General features: G+C 36.1%; 23 protein-coding genes, 1 tRNA gene, 1 other RNA gene and 1 riboswitch. Of the genes, 15 read left to right on the forward strand and 10 right to left on the reverse strand.

Features of this window, described 5'->3' with window-relative positions; translation table 11 throughout:
• Positions 1-47: 47 nt before the first annotated feature.
• From J3U09_RS06440 to mog, 4 genes are all read right to left on the reverse strand, one after another.
• Complete coding sequence (locus J3U09_RS06440; protein ID WP_065562224.1) at positions 48-290, reverse strand: GlsB/YeaQ/YmgE family stress response membrane protein; 243 nt, start codon at positions 288-290, stop codon at positions 48-50.
• Between the two features lie 301 nt (positions 291-591).
• A complete protein-coding gene (lysC, locus tag J3U09_RS06445) occupies positions 592-1,953 on the reverse strand; it encodes a lysine-sensitive aspartokinase 3 (protein WP_220225055.1) in 1,362 nt (453 codons plus the stop codon).
• A 74-nt stretch (positions 1,954-2,027) separates the two neighbouring features.
• A riboswitch (Lysine riboswitch) is annotated at positions 2,028-2,202 on the reverse strand.
• A 97-nt stretch (positions 2,203-2,299) separates the two neighbouring features.
• Positions 2,300-2,758 (reverse strand): transcriptional regulator ArgR, encoded by a 459-nt coding sequence (gene argR / locus J3U09_RS06450; RefSeq protein ID WP_065734283.1) that lies wholly within the window; start codon positions 2,756-2,758, stop codon positions 2,300-2,302.
• A gap of 184 nt (positions 2,759-2,942) precedes the next feature.
• Entirely contained in the window at positions 2,943-3,521 is a 579-nt protein-coding gene (gene mog / locus J3U09_RS06455) for a molybdopterin adenylyltransferase (RefSeq protein ID WP_267331227.1), read from the reverse strand.
• A 111-nt stretch (positions 3,522-3,632) separates the two neighbouring features.
• On the opposite strand from mog, the gene J3U09_RS06460 reads away from it, so the two are divergent.
• Complete coding sequence (locus J3U09_RS06460) at positions 3,633-4,571, forward strand: ABC transporter ATP-binding protein (protein ID WP_065734285.1); 939 nt, start codon at positions 3,633-3,635, stop codon at positions 4,569-4,571.
• Positions 4,564-5,334, forward strand: coding sequence for an ABC transporter permease (locus tag J3U09_RS06465; RefSeq protein WP_065562219.1), 771 nt, complete (start codon positions 4,564-4,566; stop codon positions 5,332-5,334). Before J3U09_RS06460 ends, J3U09_RS06465 begins: the two co-directional genes overlap by 8 nt.
• Positions 5,335-5,380: 46 nt before the next feature.
• Here the strand turns inward: J3U09_RS06465 and J3U09_RS06470 are convergent, their stop codons facing one another.
• The 3 genes from J3U09_RS06470 to accB all read right to left on the reverse strand — a co-directional run bounded on the left by J3U09_RS06470 (position 5,381) and on the right by accB (position 7,927).
• The gene (locus J3U09_RS06470; RefSeq protein WP_065562218.1) at positions 5,381-6,019 is read right to left on the reverse strand and encodes a bifunctional 4-hydroxy-2-oxoglutarate aldolase/2-dehydro-3-deoxy-phosphogluconate aldolase; all 639 of its coding nucleotides are present in this window, start codon (positions 6,017-6,019) and stop codon (positions 5,381-5,383) included.
• Between the two features lie 65 nt (positions 6,020-6,084).
• On the reverse strand, positions 6,085-7,431 hold the full coding sequence (gene accC / locus J3U09_RS06475) for an acetyl-CoA carboxylase biotin carboxylase subunit (protein ID WP_065562217.1): 1,347 nt from the start codon (positions 7,429-7,431) through the stop codon (positions 6,085-6,087).
• 40 nt (positions 7,432-7,471) lie between these two features.
• A complete protein-coding gene (accB, locus tag J3U09_RS06480; RefSeq protein ID WP_065562216.1) occupies positions 7,472-7,927 on the reverse strand; it encodes an acetyl-CoA carboxylase biotin carboxyl carrier protein in 456 nt (151 codons plus the stop codon).
• Between the two features lie 368 nt (positions 7,928-8,295).
• Here accB and J3U09_RS06485 point away from each other — a divergent pair, with 368 nt between their 5' ends.
• The 6 genes from J3U09_RS06485 (at position 8,296) to J3U09_RS06510 (ending at position 14,481) form a co-directional block, all read left to right on the forward strand.
• Positions 8,296-9,339 (forward strand): rod shape-determining protein, encoded by a 1,044-nt coding sequence (locus J3U09_RS06485; protein WP_065562215.1) that lies wholly within the window; start codon positions 8,296-8,298, stop codon positions 9,337-9,339.
• A 109-nt stretch (positions 9,340-9,448) separates the two neighbouring features.
• The gene (gene mreC / locus J3U09_RS06490; protein WP_065562214.1) at positions 9,449-10,288 is read left to right on the forward strand and encodes a rod shape-determining protein MreC; all 840 of its coding nucleotides are present in this window, start codon (positions 9,449-9,451) and stop codon (positions 10,286-10,288) included.
• Positions 10,278-10,769, forward strand: a complete 492-nt coding sequence (gene mreD, locus J3U09_RS06495; RefSeq protein WP_220225053.1) for a rod shape-determining protein MreD — start codon at positions 10,278-10,280, stop codon at positions 10,767-10,769. The genes mreC and mreD overlap by 11 nt, the downstream gene beginning before the upstream one ends.
• Before the next feature lie 12 nt (positions 10,770-10,781).
• A complete protein-coding gene (gene rng, locus J3U09_RS06500) occupies positions 10,782-12,257 on the forward strand; it encodes a ribonuclease G (RefSeq protein WP_065562212.1) in 1,476 nt (491 codons plus the stop codon).
• A gap of 49 nt (positions 12,258-12,306) precedes the next feature.
• On the forward strand, positions 12,307-13,764 hold the full coding sequence (gene tldD / locus J3U09_RS06505) for a metalloprotease TldD (RefSeq protein ID WP_267357570.1): 1,458 nt from the start codon (positions 12,307-12,309) through the stop codon (positions 13,762-13,764).
• Positions 13,765-13,794: 30 nt separating this feature from the next.
• A complete protein-coding gene (locus J3U09_RS06510) occupies positions 13,795-14,481 on the forward strand; it encodes a DedA family protein (RefSeq protein ID WP_065562210.1) in 687 nt (228 codons plus the stop codon).
• Positions 14,482-14,483: 2 nt separating this feature from the next.
• Here J3U09_RS06510 and rnpB read toward each other — a convergent pair.
• The 3 genes from rnpB to J3U09_RS06525 form a co-directional block, all read right to left on the reverse strand.
• Positions 14,484-14,872: RNase P RNA component class A (gene rnpB, locus J3U09_RS06515), an RNA gene on the reverse strand.
• 178 nt (positions 14,873-15,050) lie between these two features.
• Complete coding sequence (gene bamE / locus J3U09_RS06520) at positions 15,051-15,413, reverse strand: outer membrane protein assembly factor BamE domain-containing protein (protein ID WP_065562209.1); 363 nt, start codon at positions 15,411-15,413, stop codon at positions 15,051-15,053.
• A gap of 209 nt (positions 15,414-15,622) precedes the next feature.
• Positions 15,623-15,904: a helix-turn-helix transcriptional regulator gene (locus J3U09_RS06525; RefSeq protein WP_324123926.1), complete on the reverse strand. Its 282-nt coding sequence runs from the start codon at positions 15,902-15,904 to the stop codon at positions 15,623-15,625.
• A gap of 178 nt (positions 15,905-16,082) precedes the next feature.
• On the opposite strand from J3U09_RS06525, the gene J3U09_RS06530 reads away from it, so the two are divergent.
• The 7 genes from J3U09_RS06530 (at position 16,083) to aroC (ending at position 21,519) form a co-directional block, all read left to right on the forward strand.
• Positions 16,083-16,439, forward strand: coding sequence for a DNA-binding protein (locus J3U09_RS06530; RefSeq protein WP_065562207.1), 357 nt, complete (start codon positions 16,083-16,085; stop codon positions 16,437-16,439).
• A 64-nt stretch (positions 16,440-16,503) separates the two neighbouring features.
• The gene (proQ, locus tag J3U09_RS06535) at positions 16,504-17,040 is read left to right on the forward strand and encodes an RNA chaperone ProQ (protein ID WP_065562206.1); all 537 of its coding nucleotides are present in this window, start codon (positions 16,504-16,506) and stop codon (positions 17,038-17,040) included.
• Positions 17,041-17,049: 9 nt separating this feature from the next.
• On the forward strand, positions 17,050-19,122 hold the full coding sequence (gene prc / locus J3U09_RS06540; protein ID WP_267357571.1) for a carboxy terminal-processing peptidase: 2,073 nt from the start codon (positions 17,050-17,052) through the stop codon (positions 19,120-19,122).
• 29 nt (positions 19,123-19,151) lie between these two features.
• Positions 19,152-19,241 (forward strand): YnhF family membrane protein, encoded by a 90-nt coding sequence (locus J3U09_RS06545; RefSeq protein ID WP_141673908.1) that lies wholly within the window; start codon positions 19,152-19,154, stop codon positions 19,239-19,241.
• A 68-nt stretch (positions 19,242-19,309) separates the two neighbouring features.
• Positions 19,310-19,397: transfer RNA gene (locus tag J3U09_RS06550), tRNA-Ser, on the forward strand.
• Between the two features lie 125 nt (positions 19,398-19,522).
• Complete coding sequence (prmB, locus tag J3U09_RS06555; RefSeq protein WP_065734290.1) at positions 19,523-20,416, forward strand: 50S ribosomal protein L3 N(5)-glutamine methyltransferase; 894 nt, start codon at positions 19,523-19,525, stop codon at positions 20,414-20,416.
• Positions 20,417-20,451: 35 nt separating this feature from the next.
• The gene (gene aroC / locus J3U09_RS06560; protein WP_267336766.1) at positions 20,452-21,519 is read left to right on the forward strand and encodes a chorismate synthase; all 1,068 of its coding nucleotides are present in this window, start codon (positions 20,452-20,454) and stop codon (positions 21,517-21,519) included.
• Position 21,520 lies beyond the last annotated feature (1 nt).

Raw genomic sequence — 21,520 nt, forward strand, 5'->3', positions numbered from 1 at the left:
CAGTGAAAATTGGCGAGTAAACTCGCCAATTTAAATTACTATTGAATTTATTTAAAAAGGCGGTAAAGATAAATAAGTAAAATAGAACCAAGCACAGAGATAAACAAGCTTGGGAAGTTAAAACCAGTCACACTACCCCAACCAAAGAAGGTACTGATATAACCGCCGACTAATGCACCAGCTACACCAAGCAGGATAGTTTTTATCACACCAACACGGCCTAATGGCATAAAAAACTTAGCGATCCATCCAGCAATTAATCCTAGAATAATCCAGCTTAAAATACCCATAATAATTTCCTTCGTCTAATTAAGTTGAAAGTTACTAGTATAGCTAAAAAATAACGATGATAGTTGTTGAACAGATATTAATAAAACGTAAATTTACAGCTTTAAAAATTGTTATCTAAATATGAAGAAAAATGATTATTATGTAGAACAGTATGAAGCTATAGATGTATGAAACACAAATTCATACAAATATTAGGCGTAGTTTACAATTATTTTTTCAAATATTCTAGGTATTTTGTTTAATTGTTGATTTATATGATTAATGATTAGGAGCGATAATGTAATCGCCCCTGATATTAAACTATTCGAAAATCGTTTTGTGTAGAACCTTTATTACATCTTCAGCATCATTGCTTCTTGCTAGAAGGCAAAGATTATGGGTGCTAGCACCGTAACAACAAAGTCGAATAATAAAGTCATCTAAAGCGCCAAAGACTTCTTTAGCGATACCTTTTGTTGTGGTTAGATTGTTACCAATGATGGCAATTAGTGCTAAATCTTCTTCAACTTCAACATGGCAAACTGTTGATAATTCATCGAATAATGCTTTTGTTAATAGGCTATTTCCATTGGTATTAGTGCCTGTAGTATCAATGGTTAATGCGACACTAACTTCAGAGGTGGTGACTAAATCAACCGAAATATTATGTTTAGCCAATATGGTAAAGACATTAGCTAAAAAGCCTTGTGCGTGTAGCATATTTAAGCTAGTTAAAGTCAATAATGTTTGTTTGCGACGAAGCGCTAACGCTCTAAATGAAGGTAGTGCAGATTTTATGCTATGTGTGTTATAAACGATAGTTCCACCAGCTTCTGGCGCTTTACTTGAACCAACAAATACTGGAATATTGCTACGTACAGCAGGAACGAGTGTTGCAGGGTGTAGAACTTTAGCACCAAAGGTCGCCATTTCAGCTGCTTCAGCAAATGATATTTCGTCAATTCGTTTCGCACCTGATGTGATACGAGGATCAGTAGTATAAATACCAGCAACATCGGTCCAAATGTCTATTTGCGTGGCGTTTAAAGCCTCACCAAGAAGAGCTGCGGTATAATCACTACCACCACGACCTAAAGTTGTGGTTTTGCCCGTACTTTCACTACCAATGAATCCTTGAGTAACTACGATAGCTTCTGGATTCAAAGATTTCAAATGTGCACAGCAAAGTTGTTTAATTTCGTCAATTTTTGGTACGGCTTTACCAAACTTGTCATCGGTACGCATGACTTTACGTACATCAAACCATAGGGCATTTTTTTGTTTTTGTTTTAATATTTCGACAAATAGTTTTGATGACATTATTTCGCCATGACTGACTAATTCATCCGTCAAAGCAGGGGAAGTTGCCAAGCTTGCTGCTTCTGATAATGAGGCAATATTTGCAATTATTTGGTCAATTTCAGCGCGTAGGGTTGGATTTTCAGGAAGATTTTCTAATATGTTGTATTGAATCGATTGAATTTTAGCGATATGTTTTGCTCTTACATTGGCATCACGACCTTCAGCTAATGCTACCAGTAAATTTGTTATACCTGCAGAGGCAGACAACACAACAACTTTGACACTAGGATTAGCTATAACAATATTGGCACTATTAACCATTGCGGGATAATCTGCAACACTAGTACCGCCAAACTTAGCAATTATAAATGATCTTTCCATGTATTCCTCATATTAAAAATTTTTATTTTTAACAGAGATAGAGCGGGCATGTCCTAATACAATTAAAAAAATACATACCATGAAGCGCTCCACCTGTTAGGGTGACAACCCAAGGGATTCAGCCCTTGCAGTCGATTTAATTGCTTTCTGGAATAACAATTAAACCTCGGCATTACATCCCCTCAATCATTTATTTGCGGCTCCAGTCCCTAAAATGATCTGCCTGAGTAATGCGCCTCTTCTTAATTCTGATTTCAGTGTCGTATAGGATTAACGATTTTACCAAATGTGTCAATAGGTTAAATATTAAAAAAAATTATAGAGCTTTGTTAAAATAAACTGTTAATTATAAACTCCGTTCAAATAATTCAATAATCGTTTGATATAGTTTTTTCACAGAACAATCTTTAGTTGGTGTGCTAAAAATCGTATCATCACCGGCAATTGAGCCTAAAATCCCTTCTGATTTACCGATTGAATCTAACAATCTCGCAATAAGCTGAGCTGCGCCTGGGCTTGTTCGAATAACAACCATTGAACTATTGTAATCAATATCTAACACTAAATTTTTTAATGGACTGCTTGTTGTTGGGACACTCATTTCAGCAGGTAAACAATAAACCATCTCAGATTTTGCGTTGCGAGTTCTTACAGCGCCAAATTTAGTTAACATTCGCGATACTTTAGATTGATTTATATTATCAAATCCTTGTTCTTGTAAGGCTTGTACGATACCTATCTGAGAACTAAACTTTTCTTGTAAAAGCATTTCTTTGAAAGTTTTAGTGAGATCTTTTTGTTTCATACTGTTCCTTTAAATTTAATTTATGACTAACTGATTAAAACAATAAGTCATATTAACGGGTTAACTAAAATGCTTGATTACGGTCAGTTATTTTTAATGATTGCTAATTAAGCAAGTGTTCTTATAAAGCTTCATTCAAATATTGAATATAATCTACATAATTATGCATGACATTTGCATAAAATTAAAGATTAGATTTTATAGCATTTTTGGGACGAAATGATTTAATGATGTGATCATGTGTTTCGATGTAAGGACCTTCTAGCAGATCAATACAATATGGAACACTTGCAAATATGCCAGTAACAATAGTGTTACCTTCATCATCCTTTACACCTTCAAGTGTTTCCTTGATTGATTTTGGTCGGCCTGGTAAATTCAAAATTAAACATTGCTTACGAATAACACCAACTTGTCTGGATAAAATCGCAGTTGGAACAAAATGTAAACTAATCTGCCGCATCTGTTCGCCAAATCCGGGCATTATTCTATCTGCTATAGCTAAAGTTGCGTCAGGTGTTACATCTCTTATTGCTGGTCCTGTGCCGCCTGTGGTTAAAATCAGATTACATTGCAAATCATCAACCAATTCGCATAATGATTTTTCAATGATGATTTGTTCATCGGGAATAATGCGTTGTTCGGTAATAAAAGCTGTTTTCAATGCAGATTTTAACCATGATAACAATGCTGGAATACCTTCATCTTGATAAACGCCTTGTGATGCTCTATCTGATATTGAAACTAATCCAATTTTAACCATAACATTTATTCCTTAATCCATATATTTATCTAAATATTAAACAATATTGTCAATTGATTAAACATGATATCATATTATTCAAATAGCAATTTACTCAATTAGGATACATTTATGTCGTCAACACCTGCACTAGAACTTATAGCGCTTAAGAAAAAATATAAAAATGGTGTAGAAGCATTAAAAGGAATTAATTTAACTGTAGCGGCAGGAGATTTTTATGCTTTACTTGGACCAAATGGTGCAGGTAAGTCAACCACCATTGGTATTATTAGCTCTTTAGTTACTAAAACCTCAGGCCAAGTTAAAATCTTTGGATATGACTTAGATACAGATCTTGTTAATGCAAAAAGACAATTAGGACTTGTTCCTCAGGAATTTAACTTTAACCAATTTGAAGAAGTAATCCAAATTGTTACCAATCAAGGTGGTTACTATGGGTTGCCACGAAAATTGGCTTTACAACGAGCTGAAAAGTATCTGCGTATTTTAGATTTATGGGATAAACGACATAGTCGAGCTAATATGTTATCAGGTGGGATGAAAAGACGACTAATGATAGCTCGCGCACTTGTCCACGAACCTAAATTATTAATTCTGGATGAACCTACTGCTGGGGTTGATATAGAGTTACGTCGTTCCATGTGGGATTTTCTACGTGAGATTAATAAACAAGGCATCACCATTATATTAACCACGCATTATTTGGAAGAAGCAGAAATGCTTTGCCGTCACATTGGTATAATCCAGCACGGAGAATTAATTGCTAACTCTTCAATGCGTGATTTACTAGCAAAAAGTCAATCTGAAACAATTATTATTGATTATGTACCAACATCAACACCAATCTCCCTTAAAGGGTATAATTATACTGATATTGAATCTGGCATGTTAGAAGTAAATGTAGATAAACAACAAGGATTAAATCAGTTATTTGAACAACTCAATCAACAAAACATAAAAGTGATTAGTGTTCGTAATAAAGCTAATCGATTAGAAGAATTATTTGTAGATTTGTTGCGAAATGATACCAAAGGAGCTATTGATGAATAATTTATATTGGATTGCCTTAAAAAGTATTTGGCGTAAAGAAGTTACCCGATTTTTAAGAATTTGGATCCAAACACTGATTCCTCCTGTTATTACAATGTCACTATATTTTATTATTTTCGGTAATTTAATCGGTTCGCGAGTTGGTGATATGGGTGGCTTTAGTTATATGGCATTCATTGTGCCAGGCTTAATTATGATGTCGGTCATAACCAATTCATATACAAACGTCTGTTCTTCATTTTTTAGTGCTAAATTTCAACGTAATATTGAAGAAATACTTGTTGCTCCTGTTCCGACTCATATTATTATTTGGGGATATGTTGGTGGTGGTGTAATGCGTGGTTTATTAACTGGTGTGTTGGTCACTGCTGTATCGTTATTTTTTGTTAGATATGAAGTTCATTCGTGGACTTTTGTAGTTTTCACCTTATTATTAACCTCAATTTTGTTTTCATTAGCTGGATTGTTAAATGCAGTATTTGCAAAATCATTTGATGATATAAGTATTATTCCAACCTTTGTATTAACACCGTTAACTTACTTGGGCGGAGTTTTTTATTCAATCACTATGTTACCGACTTTTTGGCAATGGGTTTCTAAACTTAATCCTATTGTTTATATGATTAATGGATTTCGCTATGGTTTTTTAGGTATTAGTGATGTTTCATTAGTCATTACTTTTTCGATGCTTATATTATTTGTTAGCATTTTATATTTTATAGCATGGCGAATAATTGAAAGTGGAAGAGGTCTTAGAAGTTAGACAGAACTGACTAAACCGCCGACCAATGTCGGCGGTAAGATAAAACTTATTTTGCTCCTGCAACGGCTTCTTTTGCCATTTCAGTAATTTTAGCAAAATCACCTTTAGCAATTGCATCAGTTGGAATAAACCAAGTTCCACCAACGCAAAGAACATTATCAAGCGCTAAATAATCGCGATAGTTTTTAGGATTCACACCGCCAGTAGGGCAGAATTTCATATAACCACAAGGGCCAGCAAACGCTTTTAATGCAGCAACACCGCCATTAATTTCAGCAGGGAAGAATTTTAATGCTGTTAAACCATATTCTTGAGCTGTTAATAATTCTGAAATGGTTGCAATCCCAGGAATAACTGGCACAGGGCCTTCAACTGCTGCTTTTAAAATAGAGTCAGTAATACCCGGAGTGATGATAAATTCTACACCCGCTTCAGTTACTTGTTTAAGTTGCTCTACTGTGGTTACAGTACCGGCACCGACTACAGCTTCTGGAACTTCGTTAATAATTTTCTTAATTGCGTCAAGTGCACAAGCTGTTCTTAATGTGACTTCTAAAACCTTCACTCCACCAGCAATCAATGCTTTTGCTAAAGGAACGGCATCTTCTAAACGCTCAATAACAATAACAGGAACTACTGGACCTAATGTTAAAATTTCTTCAGCGCTTTTTTTCCAATTTTTCATATGTATTACCTATACTTTATTTACTTCTATACAGCAATAAGCCCTCAAATTATTGAGGGCTTATTTTACTCATAAATACCTAATTTCTTTTCTAAATAGTGAATGTTCGTGCCACCTTTTATGAAGCCTTCATCATTTAAAATCTCTAGATGAAGTTCGATATTGGTTTTTATACCATCAATAACCAGTTCTGCTAATGCATTCTTCATGCGGGCAATAGCGACTTCACGAGTTTCACCATAGGCGATTAATTTACCGATCATTGAATCATAATATGGTGGTACAGTATAGCCAGCATATATATGTGATTCCCAACGGATACCAAATCCCCCCGGAGCATGGAAACGTGTTATTTTGCCCGGAGATGGCATAAATGTTTTAGGATCTTCGGCATTGATTCGGCATTCAATTGCATGGCCTTTAATTTCAATGTCACTTTGCTTAATTGACAAAGGTTGTCCAGCTGCAATCAGAATTTGTTCACGAATAAGATCAACTCCAGTAACCATTTCAGTAACTGGGTGTTCTACTTGAATACGAGTATTCATTTCGATGAAGTAGAATTCACCATTTTCAAATAAGAACTCAAAAGTACCTGCACCACGATATCCAATCTCGATACATGCATTAACACAACGTTCACCGATGAATTTACGCATTTTCGGTGTAATACCAACCGCTGGTGCTTCTTCAAGTACTTTTTGGTGACGTCTTTGCATTGAACAATCGCGTTCACCTAAATAAACTGCATGACCTTGTCCATCAGATAAAACCTGTATTTCGATATGGCGTGGGTTTTCTAGGAATTTTTCCATGTAAACCATATCATTATTAAATGCGGTTTTTGCTTCAAGTTTAGTCATTTTGATTGATTGTTCGAGATCTTTTTCTTCACGAACAATACGCATTCCACGACCACCGCCGCCGCCGGACGCTTTAATAATAACTGGATAACCAATTTTTTTAGCAATTTGCTTATTAAGGTCCATATTACTGCCAAGAGGACCATCAGAACCAGGAACACAAGGTACGCCTGCTTTTTTCATTGCTTCAATGGCTGAAACTTTATCACCCATTAAACGAATAGTATCAGGTTTTGGACCGATAAATATAAAGCCTGAACGTTCAACTTGTTCAGCAAAATCCGCATTTTCTGATAAAAATCCATATCCAGGATGAATAGCTGCTGCGCCGGTTACTTCGGCAGCAGAGATTAATGCAGGGATATTAAGATAACTTTTGGCTGAAGCTGCTGGACCTATACAAACGGTTTCGTCTGCAAGTAGCACATGTTTTAAGTCTTTATCTGCCGAAGAGTGAACAGCGACAGTTTTAATTCCAAGTTCTTTACATGCTCTTAAAATACGAAGAGCGATTTCTCCGCGGTTAGCAATAAGAATTTTATCAAGCATATTCAATCTCTTAATCGTCTAAGTTAACAAATAATTCTGATTATTCAATAATGAATAGTGGTTGATCGAATTCAACTGGTTGACCATTTTCAACTAAGATAGCTTTAATAGTCCCTGCTTTTTCTGATTCAATTTGGTTCATCATTTTCATTGCTTCAACAATGCAAAGCACATCACCAACATTTACAGACTGACCGACTTCAACAAATGCTTTAGATTCTGGGCTTGGAGTTCGATAGAACGTACCAACCATTGGTGATTTTATGGTTGTGCCACTATTAGTTTCTGTGATGACTTCTGCTTCAACTGTAGCCGCAGTGACTGTTGGAGCAGGAACAGCAACCGGTTGGGGAATTTGAATGTTTTGCACTGGAGCTGTATAGGTAGGTGTCGACCGACTAATTCGAACCGATTCTTCACCCTCAGAAATTTCAAGCTCAGAAATACCTGATTCTTCTACTAATTCAATTAACTTTTTAATTTTACGTATATCCATGAATTACACCGTGTTTATTTGATATAAATAACAATTATTTTAATGTACCTTTAATATCTTAAAAGTAATCTTTTAATTCGATACTAAAAATAGTAACTCAACATTAACGCGGAAGGATACACTGTAAATCATAATTTGTCATTATATATCTCCTTTACAAACACTTGTTATACTATTTTCTAGGTATTATTTTTAAATTGCGATACAATATAACCCTTAATTATTATTGAGGCTGGCTGTGGTTTTTATCTGCTAAATGAACTATTATTTGTCGGATAAAATTAAAATATATATTTTGTAGACGCCTAAGTTTGCTTCTAATACTCAAATATATTTAAACAAGATTAATTCTAGGAAGAGTTTTTATTATGTTCAAAAAAGTTCGCGGCTTGTTTTCAAATGATTTATCGATTGATTTAGGTACAGCCAACACGCTTATTTATGTAAAAGGGCAAGGCATTGTGCTTAACGAACCTTCAGTTGTTGCCATTCGTCAAGATCGCTCAGGAACACCTAAAAGTGTTGCTGCCGTTGGCCATGCTGCGAAACAGATGCTAGGGCGAACACCTGGTAATATTGCAGCTATCAGACCAATGAAAGACGGTGTGATTGCAGACTTTTCCGTCACTGAAAAAATGTTACAGTATTTTATTCGACAAGTTCATAGCCATAGCTTCTTAAGACCAAGCCCTCGTGTATTGGTTTGTGTGCCAGTTGGCGCAACACAAGTGGAACGTCGTGCTATTCGTGAATCAGCATTAGGTGCTGGTGCTCGTGAAGTTTATTTAATTGAAGAGCCAATGGCTGCGGCAATTGGTGCTGATTTACCAGTTTCTGCACCAACTGGTTCAATGGTTGTTGATATCGGTGGCGGTACAACAGAAGTTGCTGTTATTTCATTAAATGGTGTAGTTTATTCCGCTTCTGCACGCATTGGTGGAGACCGTTTTGATGAAGCAATAATCAATTATGTTCGTCGCAATTATGGTGCATTAATTGGTGAAGCGACCGCAGAAAAAATTAAACACTTCATTGGAAGTGCTTATCCAGGTGATGAAGTCCTTGAAATCGAAGTACGTGGTCGTAACTTAGCTGAAGGTGTGCCACGTAGTTTTACACTAAACTCGAATGAAATCTTAGAAGCATTACAAGAGCCATTAAGTGGTATTGTTAGTGCTGTTAAAGTTGCTCTAGAACAGTGTCCTCCAGAACTAGCTTCTGATATTTCAGAACATGGTATGGTATTGACTGGTGGTGGTGCATTATTACGTAATATTGATAAATTATTATCTGCTGAAACAGGGATTCACGTTGTTGTAGCTGAAGACCCACTTACTTGCGTAGCTCGTGGTGGTGGTAAAGCTCTTGATATGGTAGATATGCATGGTGGTGATCTCTTCAGTGAAGAGTAATAATATTACTAGCAAGTAACGAATATTTCATTTTTTCCGCCGACATTGTCGGCGGAGTCATATCTTAAAATAGTTAAATTCTAGATATATAACAGGTAAATACTGGACAATGAAATTACTTTTTTCTAAACGTTCGCCTCTGAGTGTTCAATTATTTATATCACTGGCACTCGCTTTGACGTTAATAGTGTTAGATATCAATTATCGTCCTTTTAAAGAGGTTCGTTATTATTTAGATACCTTAATTTCGCCACTTTATCATGTTTCAAATGCACCAAAATCATCATTTGATTCGCTGTATGAAATGTCGAAAACACAAGAGACACTAATTAAAGAAAATGCAGAACTGCAAGAAACCTTAATGCAACAAAAAAGTAATCTATTATTGCTTGAACATTTAAAGCATGAAAATGACCGCCTAAGAGGGCTATTAGGTTCACCTTTAAGACATGATGAACATAAAATGGCTGCTCAAGTATTATTAGCTGATACTGATCCTTACGTTTATCAAGTGGTAATTAATAAAGGTAAAAATGACGGTGTATATATAGGTCAGCCGGTAGTAGATGAAAAAGGTATCGTTGGACAAATTTATCAAACCGCTCAATCAACAAGCCGAGCAATCTTAGTTTGTGATTATCAACATGCAATTCCAGTACAAGTATTAAGAAATGATATTTCAATGGTAGCTGTTGGTAATGGATGCAGTAACGATTTAACGCTTGATTTTTTACCTAACAATGTTGATGTCAAAGTTGGTGATGTTTTAGTCACTTCTGGACTTGATGGTCGCTTCCCAGAAGGGTACCCAGTGGCTGTGGTTAGTTCAGTAAAGCTTGATATAAGTGATTCCACCCCCATTATTTCTGCTACGCCAACCGCAGATTTAAAACGTTTACGTTATCTACTGTTATTGTGGGGCGATCAAGGAGTAAAACATGAGGGGTAATAATCGAATTAGTATACTGGTTATTTGGTTAACGTTGCTAATTGGCTTATGTGTACAAATTATACCGTGGTCACCTGAATATAATATGTTTAAGCCACATTTATTAATGTTAATTATGGCCTATTGGTTAATAGCATTACCGCACCGAATTGGTATGGGCATGGCGTTTTTATTAGGTATCATTTTAGATCTATTCTCAGGATCGCTTTTAGGTATTCACGCATTTATTTTTTCATGCGTGGCTTATTTGTTAATGTTTAAATTCCAGTTAATCCGTAATTTAGCTTTATGGCAACAATCAATTATTATTTTTGCCGTTTCGCTTTGTTATAATATATTAGTATTTCTGTTTCAAGTTAGTATTTATCATACCATAACGATTTCACCTTTAATTTTAGTATCTAGTTTTGTTGATGGGGTATTATGGATAGTGATTTATCTATTCTTACGACTAATAAGACGGAACTTTGCTATTAATTAATAAGGGATCATTATGTCTGTCGAATTATTAATGAACGTAACGCCATCAGAAACTCGGGTGGCATATATTGAAGATGGGATATTACAAGAAATCCACGTAGATCGTGAATCACGTCGTGGTATTGTCGGTAATATCTATAAAGGCAAAATCATTCGTATTTTACCGGGTATGCAAGCTGCGTTTGTTGATATCGGTCTTGAAAAAGCTGCTTTTTTGCACGCTTCGGATATCATGCCGCATACCGAATGCGTATCGGACAGTGAACAAGAACAGTTTCAAGTTAAAGATATTTCTGAATTGGTACGTCAAGGCCAAGATTTAATGGTACAAGTTGTTAAAGATCCTTTGGGGACTAAAGGTGCCAGACTTACTACAGATATAACTTTACCTTCGCGTTATTTAGTTTTAATGCCTGGTCCAAACTCTGCTCATGTAGCGACATCGCAACGAATTGAATCGGAAGAAGAGCGTGAAAGGCTAAAAAAAATTGTTGAACAATATGTTACCGATGAAAGTGGTTTTATTGTTAGAACTGCTGCCGAAGGAGCAAATGCTCACGAACTTGAACAAGATGCCAATTTTTTAAAACGTTTATGGGCAAAAATTCAAGAACGAATGGCGCGTCCAATCAGCAAATATTTAGTCTATGGTGAGCTTGCTTTATCTCAGCGAGTATTACGGGATTTTGTTGGCGACCCAATTGAACGAATTTTGGTTGACTCAAAACTTACTTATGATTTGTTGGTTGAGTTTACACAGGAATTTATGCCAGAAGTTACCAACAAATTAACCCATTATCGCGGTAATATCCCTATTTTCGATCTGTATGATATTGAAAACGAAATTCAACGAGCGTTAGACCGTAAAGTCAAATTAAAATCGGGTGGTTATTTAATTATTGATCAAACCGAAGCTATGACGACCATTGATATTAATACTGGTGCATTTGTAGGTCATCGTAATTTAGAAGAAACTATTTTCAACACCAATATCGAAGCAACTATTGCGATTGCGCGTCAATTACGATTACGCAATTTAGGCGGTATTATCATTATCGATTTTATTGATATGCAAGAAGATATTCACCGTGAACGAGTGTTATTATCTTTACAAGACTTTTTAGCTAAAGATCGAGCACGAACATCTGTGAACACTTTCTCTGGTTTGGGGTTAGTTGAAATGACACGTAAGCGGACTCGAGAAAGTATTGGTCATATACTTTGTGAAGAGTGTCCTGCATGTAAAGGTCGAGGGATTGTTAAATCAGTAGAAACGGTTTGTAATGAAATACTCCGTGAAATTGTTCGTATATACAAAGCTCACCGCTCTGAATACTTTTTGGTTTATGCCTCAGCTGCAGTGGCTAATGCATTAACGACGGATGAATCACATGCGCTAGCAGAAGTTGAAGTGTTTGTTGGTAAACGTGTTGAAGTAAAAGTTGAACCACTTTATATTCAAGAACAATATGATGTAGTACTTATGTAATAATAAATTTTACAGTTTTTATATTGATAATCATTAGATTAAGGAATTTATGAACGTAGCCCAAGTGAGTGAACGGTTACTCAATCCAAATAACTTAAATCAGCAAGATATAGTAAATTTGCTTGATATGCTTAGTTCAAGGCAAATTGATTTTGGTGATTTATATTTTTTATCTGGTTATTACGAAAGTTGGTCTCTTGAAGATAGCATTATTAAAAATGCCTCTTTTCATCGCGATCAAGGTGTTGGTGTTAGAGCGATTATTGGTGAAAAAACAGGATTTGCCTATACTGATCAGCTTTCTTTAGCTCGATTAGAGCAAAGTGTATTAGCCGCAAACTCTATTACTAAAAATCAAACACCAATTATGGTTACTCCATTTAAAACGGCTAACAATATCATCAAGTATCCATCGCTTAATCCGATAAATAGCTTTTCGCAAGAGCAAAAAATTGCCTTATTACACCAAGTTGATAAGTTAGCACGTTCAATTGATCCAAGAGTCATTGAAGTTTCAGCAAGCTTAATTGGTAGTTATGAAGACATTTTAATCGCTAGCACTGATGGTACCTTATGTGCAGATGTTAGGCCTTTAGTTCGCTTATCAGTATCCGTCCTTGTCGAACAAGATGGTAAACGTGAACGAGGGAGTAGTGGCGGTGGTGGTCGATTTAGTTATGACTATTTTTTAACGACTAACGCCGAAACAGGTGAAAGTTATGTAGATAGTTATACCCGAAAAGCTGTGCGTCAAGCTTTAGTTTTGCTCTCAGCCAAACCGGCTCCAGCAGGGACTATGCCAGTTGTTTTAGGTGCAGGTTGGCCAGGTGTGTTACTTCACGAAGCAGTAGGACACGGGCTAGAGGGAGACTTTAATCGTAAAAATAGTTCTGTGTTTTCAGGAAAAATTGGCGAACAAGTTACCTCAGAGCTTTGTACTATCGTTGATGATGGAACCATTGAAAATCGTCGAGGTTCACTCTCTATTGATGATGAAGGTACGCCAAGTCAAAAAACGGTATTAATCGAAAACGGTGTTTTAAAAGGCTACATGTTTGATAAGCTCAACGCAAAATTAATGAATTGCCATTCGACTGGCAATGGTCGCCGTGAAGGGTACGCCTGTTTACCAATGCCTAGAATGACCAATACCTACATGCTAGCGGGAACATCGAGTTTTGATGAAATCATCCAAAGTGTAGATTATGGACTATATGCACCTAATTTTGCAGGTGGGCAAGTCGATATAACTTCAGGAAAATTTGTCTTCTCAACTTCAGAAGCCTATTTAATTGAAAAAGGTAAAATTACTACGGCGGTCACAGGTGCAACGCTTATTGGATCAGGTATTGAAACGATGCAACAGATTTCAATGGTAGGCAATGATCTCGAACTTGATCCAGGTGTTGGTGTTTGTGGTAAAGCAGGGCAAAGCGTTCCTGTTGGAGTTGGTCAACCGACTTTAAAAGTGAATAATTTAACCGTAGGTGGTACTATTAACCACTAATAATAATACATTAATGAGAAAATAAGCTAAATGGATACAATCATTACACTATACCAAGCATTTGTTCATATGGATATAAAAACACTCTCAAACCCAGATGTGTTATGGATATTATATGGAATGCTATTTGTCATCATTCTATTAGAAAACGGTGTGTTACCCGCAGCTTTTTTACCGGGTGATAGTTTACTGTTTCTAACTGGCGTATTGATAAGTCTTGATGTTTTTCATTTTGGTCTTATAAACTTAATTCTAATTGCTGGTGCTGCCTTCGGCACATGGCTCGGTTATGCACAAGGCCGGTGGCTGGGTAATACCAAAACTGTACAGAATTGGATGGCACATTTGCCAGAAAAATATCACCATAAATCAGAGGTACTATTCCACAAATATGGCTTACAAGCACTATTTATTGGACGATTTATTGCATTTGTTCGCACATTATTACCAATGATGGCGGGGTTATCAGGTTTGCATAGCCGTAAATTTCACATCTACAATTGGGTAAGTGCAACATTATGGATATTTTTGATTGTTACATTAGGCTATTTATTTGGTTTATCACCAATTTTTAAAACATACGAAAAACAGATTATGTCTTTATTAATGTTAATACCAGTATTTTTATTGGTATTAGGATTAGTATTTTCGATTTGGTTAGCAGTAAAGCGTTGGTTAAGTAATAAAAAACAAGCAAAGCAAAACCGTAAAGAATAAAAAGGTGAAATTAACCGATAAGCCGGGTTCTGTCGTGGACAATCATTCCTCTAGGCTAATACTCACGCATTAGCTCAAGCAGTCTACCCGGATTCAACGCGGGCCGCGCCAATGAATCCCTATTTGACCTTGCTCCGAGTGGAGTTTACCGTGCCACAACTGTTACCAGCTGCGCGGTGCGCTCTTACCGCACCCTTTCACCCTTACCTGATCTTATTGCTAAGCCATCGGCGGTATACTTTCTGTTGCACTAGTCGTGAGTATTCGCTCTCGCCAACACCCCCCAGGCGTTACCTGGCACTCTGCCCTATGGAGCCCGGACTTTCCTCCCCTCTGTTTGTCTCCCTTTTACAAAGGACAACAACAAAGCAGCGATTGTCTGGTTAATTTCGCAAACGAGTATAACGTAATAAAGACTTTTGTCCAGAGCGGAATAATGTATATGAATGGAATCTAAACAAAATATGAAATGAAAATCTGAGAATAATGTGATTTAACGGTAAAAACAATCATTAAGCAAATAGATGAAAAAGCACATCTAATTGATGTGCTTAATAATCAAATGATAATTACCACTTCTTCTGTTTATTGTTTTGCGAATAGTTAAACCAAGTTACAACACCTTGGTTTACCACTACTTCTAACGTACCCTCAAGAATGTCGTATTGAGTTTCCCCAAAAATTGCATTTTTGGTTGAACTTTTTTTAAGATATGTATAAGTCCATTTTGATTCGTTAGCATTAATACTAACCTTACTTGCTGGTTGACCAAAAATATGCAGCAGTTGTGCCTCAGTGGTTGAGCCTTCAACAATTTTATCCACCTTCTCATGACTTAGTGGGGTACCTTGTTCTAAATAATTTTTTTGTGAACATGCGGATAATGCTAATACTGAAAATAAAAGCACCAAAATTTTACTAAGATTTTTCATAATAATTGCCTATTAAACTATGATTTATATCAAAAGATGGCTAATCATAGCATAGGATTAATATTGATGAAAATAATCAAGTTAGTTTAAATAAGGAGAATAGATGAATTGAATTGATAAAAGAATAAAGCAAAAACGAACACATGAAAACAAGTGTTTCTATATGTTTCCATATGTTTGTAAAAAAGTGTTAATTAGATTGTTGTCAGTTAATAATTTGAAGATGTATTATCTGAACTTTTTCTCAAAACTCGCTTAATTGGCTGTCTTGTCATTGAATTGATATAACGGCTTGGCCAAATTTGCGAAGGTTTTAAATTGAGAGCTTTAGCGATAATTGACTCTCCTTTTGTCCAAGGTCTAACAAGCGCATTGCTAAGTGTTGAAGAACTTAGTCCGGATTGACGAGATAGTTCAGCGAGAGTTGTCCCTTTCTTTTTTAATGCGGCAATAATGTCTGCTTTATGCCAATCATTAGATTTAATCTCCATTTTTTTCTTCCTTCTTAGTTTATAACCTTAAATATCTATGTTATGCTTTCTAGTTATCAAAACCAGTAAGTTTATAATTTAACTTTAAATAACAATGGTAGGTAGTTTCTTAGTATTGTAACAAAGTTTCTTTAATTTCTATAACTTTTTCTTGTTTCTTAAAAATAGGATTATTAGAATGAAAGAGTGGTTCTCACCAAAAGAACTATTAAGTATTGCAGGGATGCCATCAACAACACAAGGTATAAATCGTAAAGCAAGATCTGAAAACTGGACTTCTCGTAAACGTTCAGGTGTTCGTGGTAAAGCTATTGAGTATCACATTAGCAGCTTGTCAATAGAAGTTAAAAAAGCTTTGTATCTTGAGGAAGAGAGTGCAACTTATGTTGTTTCGCCAATTAATCCACTACAACTGTGGATGACAGCATTTGAACAATTATCTGCAGAAGAACAAACGATTGTCAGTTCATGGATAATGCGAAATGGTATCAAAGATTTTGTTTCTTTTATTAACAAACACAAAAAAGATAATTAGTGTTATTGTACAAGCTGAGATATACTTTATAGTCAGAAAATTTTTAGTAGCAATGGAATAATCAATGGAAAATCAGTTTCAATTAACAAATACTAAAGAGATTATTAATTATTTAAACCAGCAGTTTCCTAATTGTTTTACTATTGAAGGGGAAGCAAAGCCTTTAAAAATTGGCATCTTTCAAGATATTATCTCTCGCCTAGAAAATAGTGAATTATTGAGCAAAACCAAACTTCGCATTGCACTTAGAGCCTACACCATGGGTTGGCGCTATCTATATTGCATAAAGGAAGGTGCAAATCGCGTTGACTTAGATGGTAACCCAACTGAAGTTATTACCAAAGAACAAATGGAACATGCTCAGCAACAATTAAAAGAAAGCAAGGAGCAAGCTAAGGAAAGGGCAAAACAAAAACGTAAAGCAGCCCCTAAACCTTCTCGAAAACCTAGAGCTTTGAAAATTGGTGATTTTGTTCGAGTCAATGTTGGTCAAAAACCAGTTAAAGGACAGATCATTACTATTGAAAAAGAGCACATCAAAGTCAAAGTAGGAACAGGAATGGAACTAACAGTCAAACCTGAGCATATTATTAATCGATAGAGAATTTATATGAATAAGTTACTGAAAGGTTTTGTTAAATTCGGTCTCATTATATGTATTATTAGTACAACGGCTCAGGCCAAAGCTCCTGCAACGGAACAAATTCCAGTTTTAAAACAAGATGAAGTTCATCAAGTTGTTGCCAAACGAGTAACTAATTTCTTTACTCAATCACATTATCGTGATTTTTCCTTAGATGGTGCATTTTCAGCTAAAATTTTCGATCGCTATTTCAAATTATTAGATGGTAATAAAACTATCTTTCTTCAAGATGATGTAAACAAATTCCGTATTTACCAAGAACAATTAGGTCAAGAATTAAGAGATGGCGATCTAAAAACAGCTTATGATATCTACAACCTTTTTTTACAAAAACGCTACAACCGATATCAATATGCGCTTGAAGTATTGCAACGTCCAATGGACTTTAGCGCTAAAGACGAAATTAATTTTAAGCGTGAAGACCTAGCATGGGCAACTAATGAAAAAGAACTTGATGACTATTGGGAAAAACGCGTTAAATATGACGAGCTAAATTTAGCATTAACGGGTAAAAACGAGACTCAGATTCGTGAAGTATTAACTAAACGATATAAACGCGTATTAAAAACTATTGAACAATCTAATAATGAAGATTGTTTCCAAGTCTTTATGAATGCGTTTGCTCGCGAAATTGACCCTCATACTAGCTATTTAGCGCCGCGTAAAAAACGGGATTTTGATTCTGAAATGAGTTTATCTTTTGAAGGAATCGGTGCCACACTTAGTCAACAAGATGATTATACTGTAATCATGTCATTTGTAACTGGCGGCCCAGCCGAAAAAAGTAAATTATTAACAGTTGGCGATAAAATTATCGGGGTAGGGCAAAGCAATTCTCCTATAGAAGATGTAATCGGTTGGCGATTAGAGGATATTGTTGACAAAATACGCGGTCCTAAAAACACCATAGTAAAATTAGAAATTTTACCAGCGGGCAATAACAGCAAACCTAAAATCATTGAACTCAAACGTGACAAAATTCATTTTGAAGATCGAGAAGCAAAATTAAAAGTTATCAATAATAGCCGAGGCAAAGTCGGTATTATTGAAATACCAAGCTTCTATATTGGGTTAAGCAAAAAGGTTCAATCATTATTAATGGAAGCTAACAGCGAAAAATTACAAGGCCTAGTTATTGATTTGCGCAATAATGGTGGTGGTTCCTTAGCTGAAGTTATTGAGTTAACAGGTTTATTTATTGACAATGGTCCAGTCGTACAAGTGCGTGATAACCTTCAAAAAATCACGACTTATGATGACAAAAATAAAGGTATTGATTACAGCGGTCCAATTGTTGTGATGATTAACCGTTATAGTGCTTCAGCATCAGAAATTTTCTCAGCAGCGATGCAAGATTATGGTCGGGCAGTAATTGTTGGTGAAACCACCTATGGCAAGGGAACAGTACAAACTTCACGAGGTATCTCATACCCAGTTGATGCCCGTTTACACCCAAGCTGGCCTGAACTTGGTGGTGCTCAATATACTGTCCAAAAATTCTATCGTATTAATGGTGGCAGTACCCAATTAAAGGGTGTTGATCCTGATATTGAAATGACCAAAAGCCAATATGTTGATGAAACTGGTGAACGATTCTTAGATAATGCTATGCCATGGGATAAAATTCCTTCTGCAGACTATTTAACTGTAGCAAACATCAAACCACTATTAGCAAACTTAAAATCGCAACATGAAGCTCGAATTGCTAAAAACCCAGAATTCAACTATATCGAAGAAGACATTAAAGAATTTAATAGCAAAAAAAATGACAATCTCACTGTCTCATTAAATAAAAATGAACGTGAAACAGAGCAAAAAACTAAAGAAGAGCGAGACCTTAAGCGTATGAATGAACGTTTAAACCGTGCAGGTCTAGCACCTATTAAAAATTTAAAGGAACTACCTAAAGATTATAAACAGCCAGATCCATTCTTAGATGAATCGGTAGAGATCTTGTTTGACTTAATACCTAATTATCCAAGTATTGAAGAAAGTAAAAACTTAGGTGGATTTTTATCTTTAGATACACCAATTGAATAGTGTTAAAACAAAAGTAAGGAGAAAAGACTATGTGTACTGACTTAAAATATGCTTTAGTTGCAACCGTATTAATTTTATCCATTATTGCAGCTTTTGGCGTTGTTGTTTGCATGAATTAAGACTTGATTAATTTGGTCCAGATAATTATAGTATGCACCCTGCTTTTTTAAAGCGGGTGCTAAATTAAGGTGAGGTGTCCGAGTGGTTGAAGGAGCACGCCTGGAAAGTGTGTATACGGCAACGTATCAAGGGTTCGAATCCCTTCCTCACCGCCATTAAAATTTATTTAGTCATTGCAGCAAAGAACCCAGAGGTTCTATCTCATTACTGGTGACATATTCGCACAAGGTTAATGACCTGACGAGTAACCTCATCTTCTCCTTGATCTTCCGGAGTTAATATGGAAAATTTACGCACCGTTCAGGATTATATACGCTGGACCACGTCACAACTTAGTCAATCAGATATCTTTCTAGGGCATGGAACAGATAATCCTATAGATGAAGCTAAACAACTTATCTTAGCAACGTTAGGCTTATCATTATTTATTCCCCCTGAGTTTTATGCATCAAATCTAACTAGCGATGAAAAACAACAATTAAATGCGATCATCAATAAGCGAATTACTGATCGCTTACCAACACCTTACTTAACCAATCAAGCATGGTTTTGTGGTCACTGCTTTTATGTTGATGAAAGAGTATTAATACCTCGCTCTCCGATAGGCGAATTGATTAACAATCAATTTAAAGACTTAATTATTAGTCAACCAAAGAAAATCTTAGATCTTTGTACCGGTAGTGGCTGTATTGGGATTGCCTGTGCTTATGCCTTCCCTGAGGCGCAAGTTGATATTACCGATATCTCACTTGAAGCTCTTGATGTTGCTCAAACCAATATTGAAATGCACGATATGCAATATCAAGTCACCCCAATTCTATCTGATCTGTTTAATGGATTACCTGATAACAAATATGACTTAATCGTCACTAATCCGCCTTATGTCGATGATGAAGACATGAATGATCTTCCAGACGAATTTTTATATGAACCAAAATTGGCGCTTGAAGCTGGGCTTGATGGGTTAGATTTAGTGAAAAGAATTTTACATGATGCAAGTAACTATTTAACACCAGAAGGCTTATTAATTTGCGAAGTCGGCAACAGCTGGGTATCTTTACAAGAACAGTATCCAGACGTACCATTTAACTGGATAACTTTTGAACATGGTGGACTAGGTGTATTTTCACTGACCTATAATGACCTAAAAGCTTATCAACACTATTTTAAATAAATTAAATATAAAAAATAAAATCGGAATAGAGAACTATGGCAGGAAATTCAATTGGTAAATTATTTAAAGTCACTACCTTTGGTGAATCACATGGCATTGCATTAGGATGCATTGTCGATGGTGTACCACCAGGACTGAGTTTAAACGAATCCGATATGCAACATGACCTTGATCGTCGTCGCCCAGGATCATCTCGCTATACAACTCAGCGTCGCGAAGCGGATCAAGTAAAAATTCTTTCAGGTGTATTTGAAGGGGTAACTACAGGAACCAGCATTGGATTACTTATTGAAAATACTGACCAACGTTCGCAAGATTATAGCAAAATAAAAGATATCTTCAGACCTAGTCATGCTGACTACACCTACCAAAAAAAATACGGAATTCGTGATTATCGTGGTGGTGGTCGATCATCAGCTCGTGAAACCGCCATGCGAGTTGCTGCAGGTGCTATTGCTAAAAAATATTTACATGAAAAACTGGGTATCACTATTCGCGGCTATTTAGCTCAAATGGGTGATATCGAGTGCCAACTAAAAGATTGGCAACAAGTAGACCAAAATCCTTTCTTTTGCCCTGATGAAAGCAAATTGGAAGCTCTTGATGAATTACTAAGAAAACTAAAAAAAGAGGGTGATTCTATCGGAGCTAAAGTTTGTATAGTGGCTGAGCATGTGCCAGTAGGGTTAGGAGAACCAGTCTTTGACAAACTCGACGCCGATCTTGCCCATGCCCTAATGAGCATCAATGCCGTCAAAGGGGTAGAAATAGGTGACGGATTTGCTACTGTCAACAAACGCGGAAGTGAAAATCGTGATGAAATTACCCCTGAAGGCTTTTTATCTAATCACGCTGGCGGTATTTTAGGCGGTATTAGCTCCGGGCAAACCATTTTGGCAAGTATTGCTTTAAAACCTACGCCAAGTATTGAAATTGCCGGGCAGTCGATTAATGTTTATGGTGATAGCGTTGAAGTATCGACGCATGGTCGACATGATCCTTGTGTGGGGATCCGAGCAGTACCAATTGCTGAAGCAATGGTTGCAATTGTTTTAATGGATCATTATCTTCGACACCTTGCACAATGTAGTGATGTAAAATAAT

The organism is Gilliamella sp. B2889 (assembly GCF_026536885.1).
GTDB lineage: Bacteria > Pseudomonadota > Gammaproteobacteria > Enterobacterales > Orbaceae > Gilliamella > Gilliamella apicola_E.

Bases quoted from the DNA above. Each gene is read 5' to 3' on its own strand.
- J3U09_RS06440 (WP_065562224.1), bottom strand. From the start codon at position 290: ATGGGTATTTTAAGCTGGATTATTCTAGGATTAATTGCTGGATGGATC.
- lysC (WP_220225055.1), bottom strand. From the start codon at position 1,953: ATGGAAAGATCATTTATAATTGCTAAGTTTGGCGGTACTAGTGTTGCA.
- argR (WP_065734283.1), bottom strand. From the start codon at position 2,758: ATGAAACAAAAAGATCTCACTAAAACTTTCAAAGAAATGCTTTTACAA.
- mog (WP_267331227.1), bottom strand. From the start codon at position 3,521: ATGGTTAAAATTGGATTAGTTTCAATATCAGATAGAGCATCACAAGGC.
- J3U09_RS06460 (WP_065734285.1), top strand. From the start codon at position 3,633: ATGTCGTCAACACCTGCACTAGAACTTATAGCGCTTAAGAAAAAATAT.
- J3U09_RS06465 (WP_065562219.1), top strand. From the start codon at position 4,564: ATGAATAATTTATATTGGATTGCCTTAAAAAGTATTTGGCGTAAAGAA.
- J3U09_RS06470 (WP_065562218.1), bottom strand. From the start codon at position 6,019: ATGAAAAATTGGAAAAAAAGCGCTGAAGAAATTTTAACATTAGGTCCA.
- accC (WP_065562217.1), bottom strand. From the start codon at position 7,431: ATGCTTGATAAAATTCTTATTGCTAACCGCGGAGAAATCGCTCTTCGT.
- accB (WP_065562216.1), bottom strand. From the start codon at position 7,927: ATGGATATACGTAAAATTAAAAAGTTAATTGAATTAGTAGAAGAATCA.
- J3U09_RS06485 (WP_065562215.1), top strand. From the start codon at position 8,296: ATGTTCAAAAAAGTTCGCGGCTTGTTTTCAAATGATTTATCGATTGAT.
- mreC (WP_065562214.1), top strand. From the start codon at position 9,449: ATGAAATTACTTTTTTCTAAACGTTCGCCTCTGAGTGTTCAATTATTT.
- mreD (WP_220225053.1), top strand. From the start codon at position 10,278: ATGAGGGGTAATAATCGAATTAGTATACTGGTTATTTGGTTAACGTTG.
- rng (WP_065562212.1), top strand. From the start codon at position 10,782: ATGTCTGTCGAATTATTAATGAACGTAACGCCATCAGAAACTCGGGTG.
- tldD (WP_267357570.1), top strand. From the start codon at position 12,307: ATGAACGTAGCCCAAGTGAGTGAACGGTTACTCAATCCAAATAACTTA.
- J3U09_RS06510 (WP_065562210.1), top strand. From the start codon at position 13,795: ATGGATACAATCATTACACTATACCAAGCATTTGTTCATATGGATATA.
- bamE (WP_065562209.1), bottom strand. From the start codon at position 15,413: ATGAAAAATCTTAGTAAAATTTTGGTGCTTTTATTTTCAGTATTAGCA.
- J3U09_RS06525 (WP_324123926.1), bottom strand. From the start codon at position 15,904: ATGGAGATTAAATCTAATGATTGGCATAAAGCAGACATTATTGCCGCA.
- J3U09_RS06530 (WP_065562207.1), top strand. From the start codon at position 16,083: ATGAAAGAGTGGTTCTCACCAAAAGAACTATTAAGTATTGCAGGGATG.
- proQ (WP_065562206.1), top strand. From the start codon at position 16,504: ATGGAAAATCAGTTTCAATTAACAAATACTAAAGAGATTATTAATTAT.
- prc (WP_267357571.1), top strand. From the start codon at position 17,050: ATGAATAAGTTACTGAAAGGTTTTGTTAAATTCGGTCTCATTATATGT.
- J3U09_RS06545 (WP_141673908.1), top strand. From the start codon at position 19,152: ATGTGTACTGACTTAAAATATGCTTTAGTTGCAACCGTATTAATTTTA.
- prmB (WP_065734290.1), top strand. From the start codon at position 19,523: ATGGAAAATTTACGCACCGTTCAGGATTATATACGCTGGACCACGTCA.
- aroC (WP_267336766.1), top strand. From the start codon at position 20,452: ATGGCAGGAAATTCAATTGGTAAATTATTTAAAGTCACTACCTTTGGT.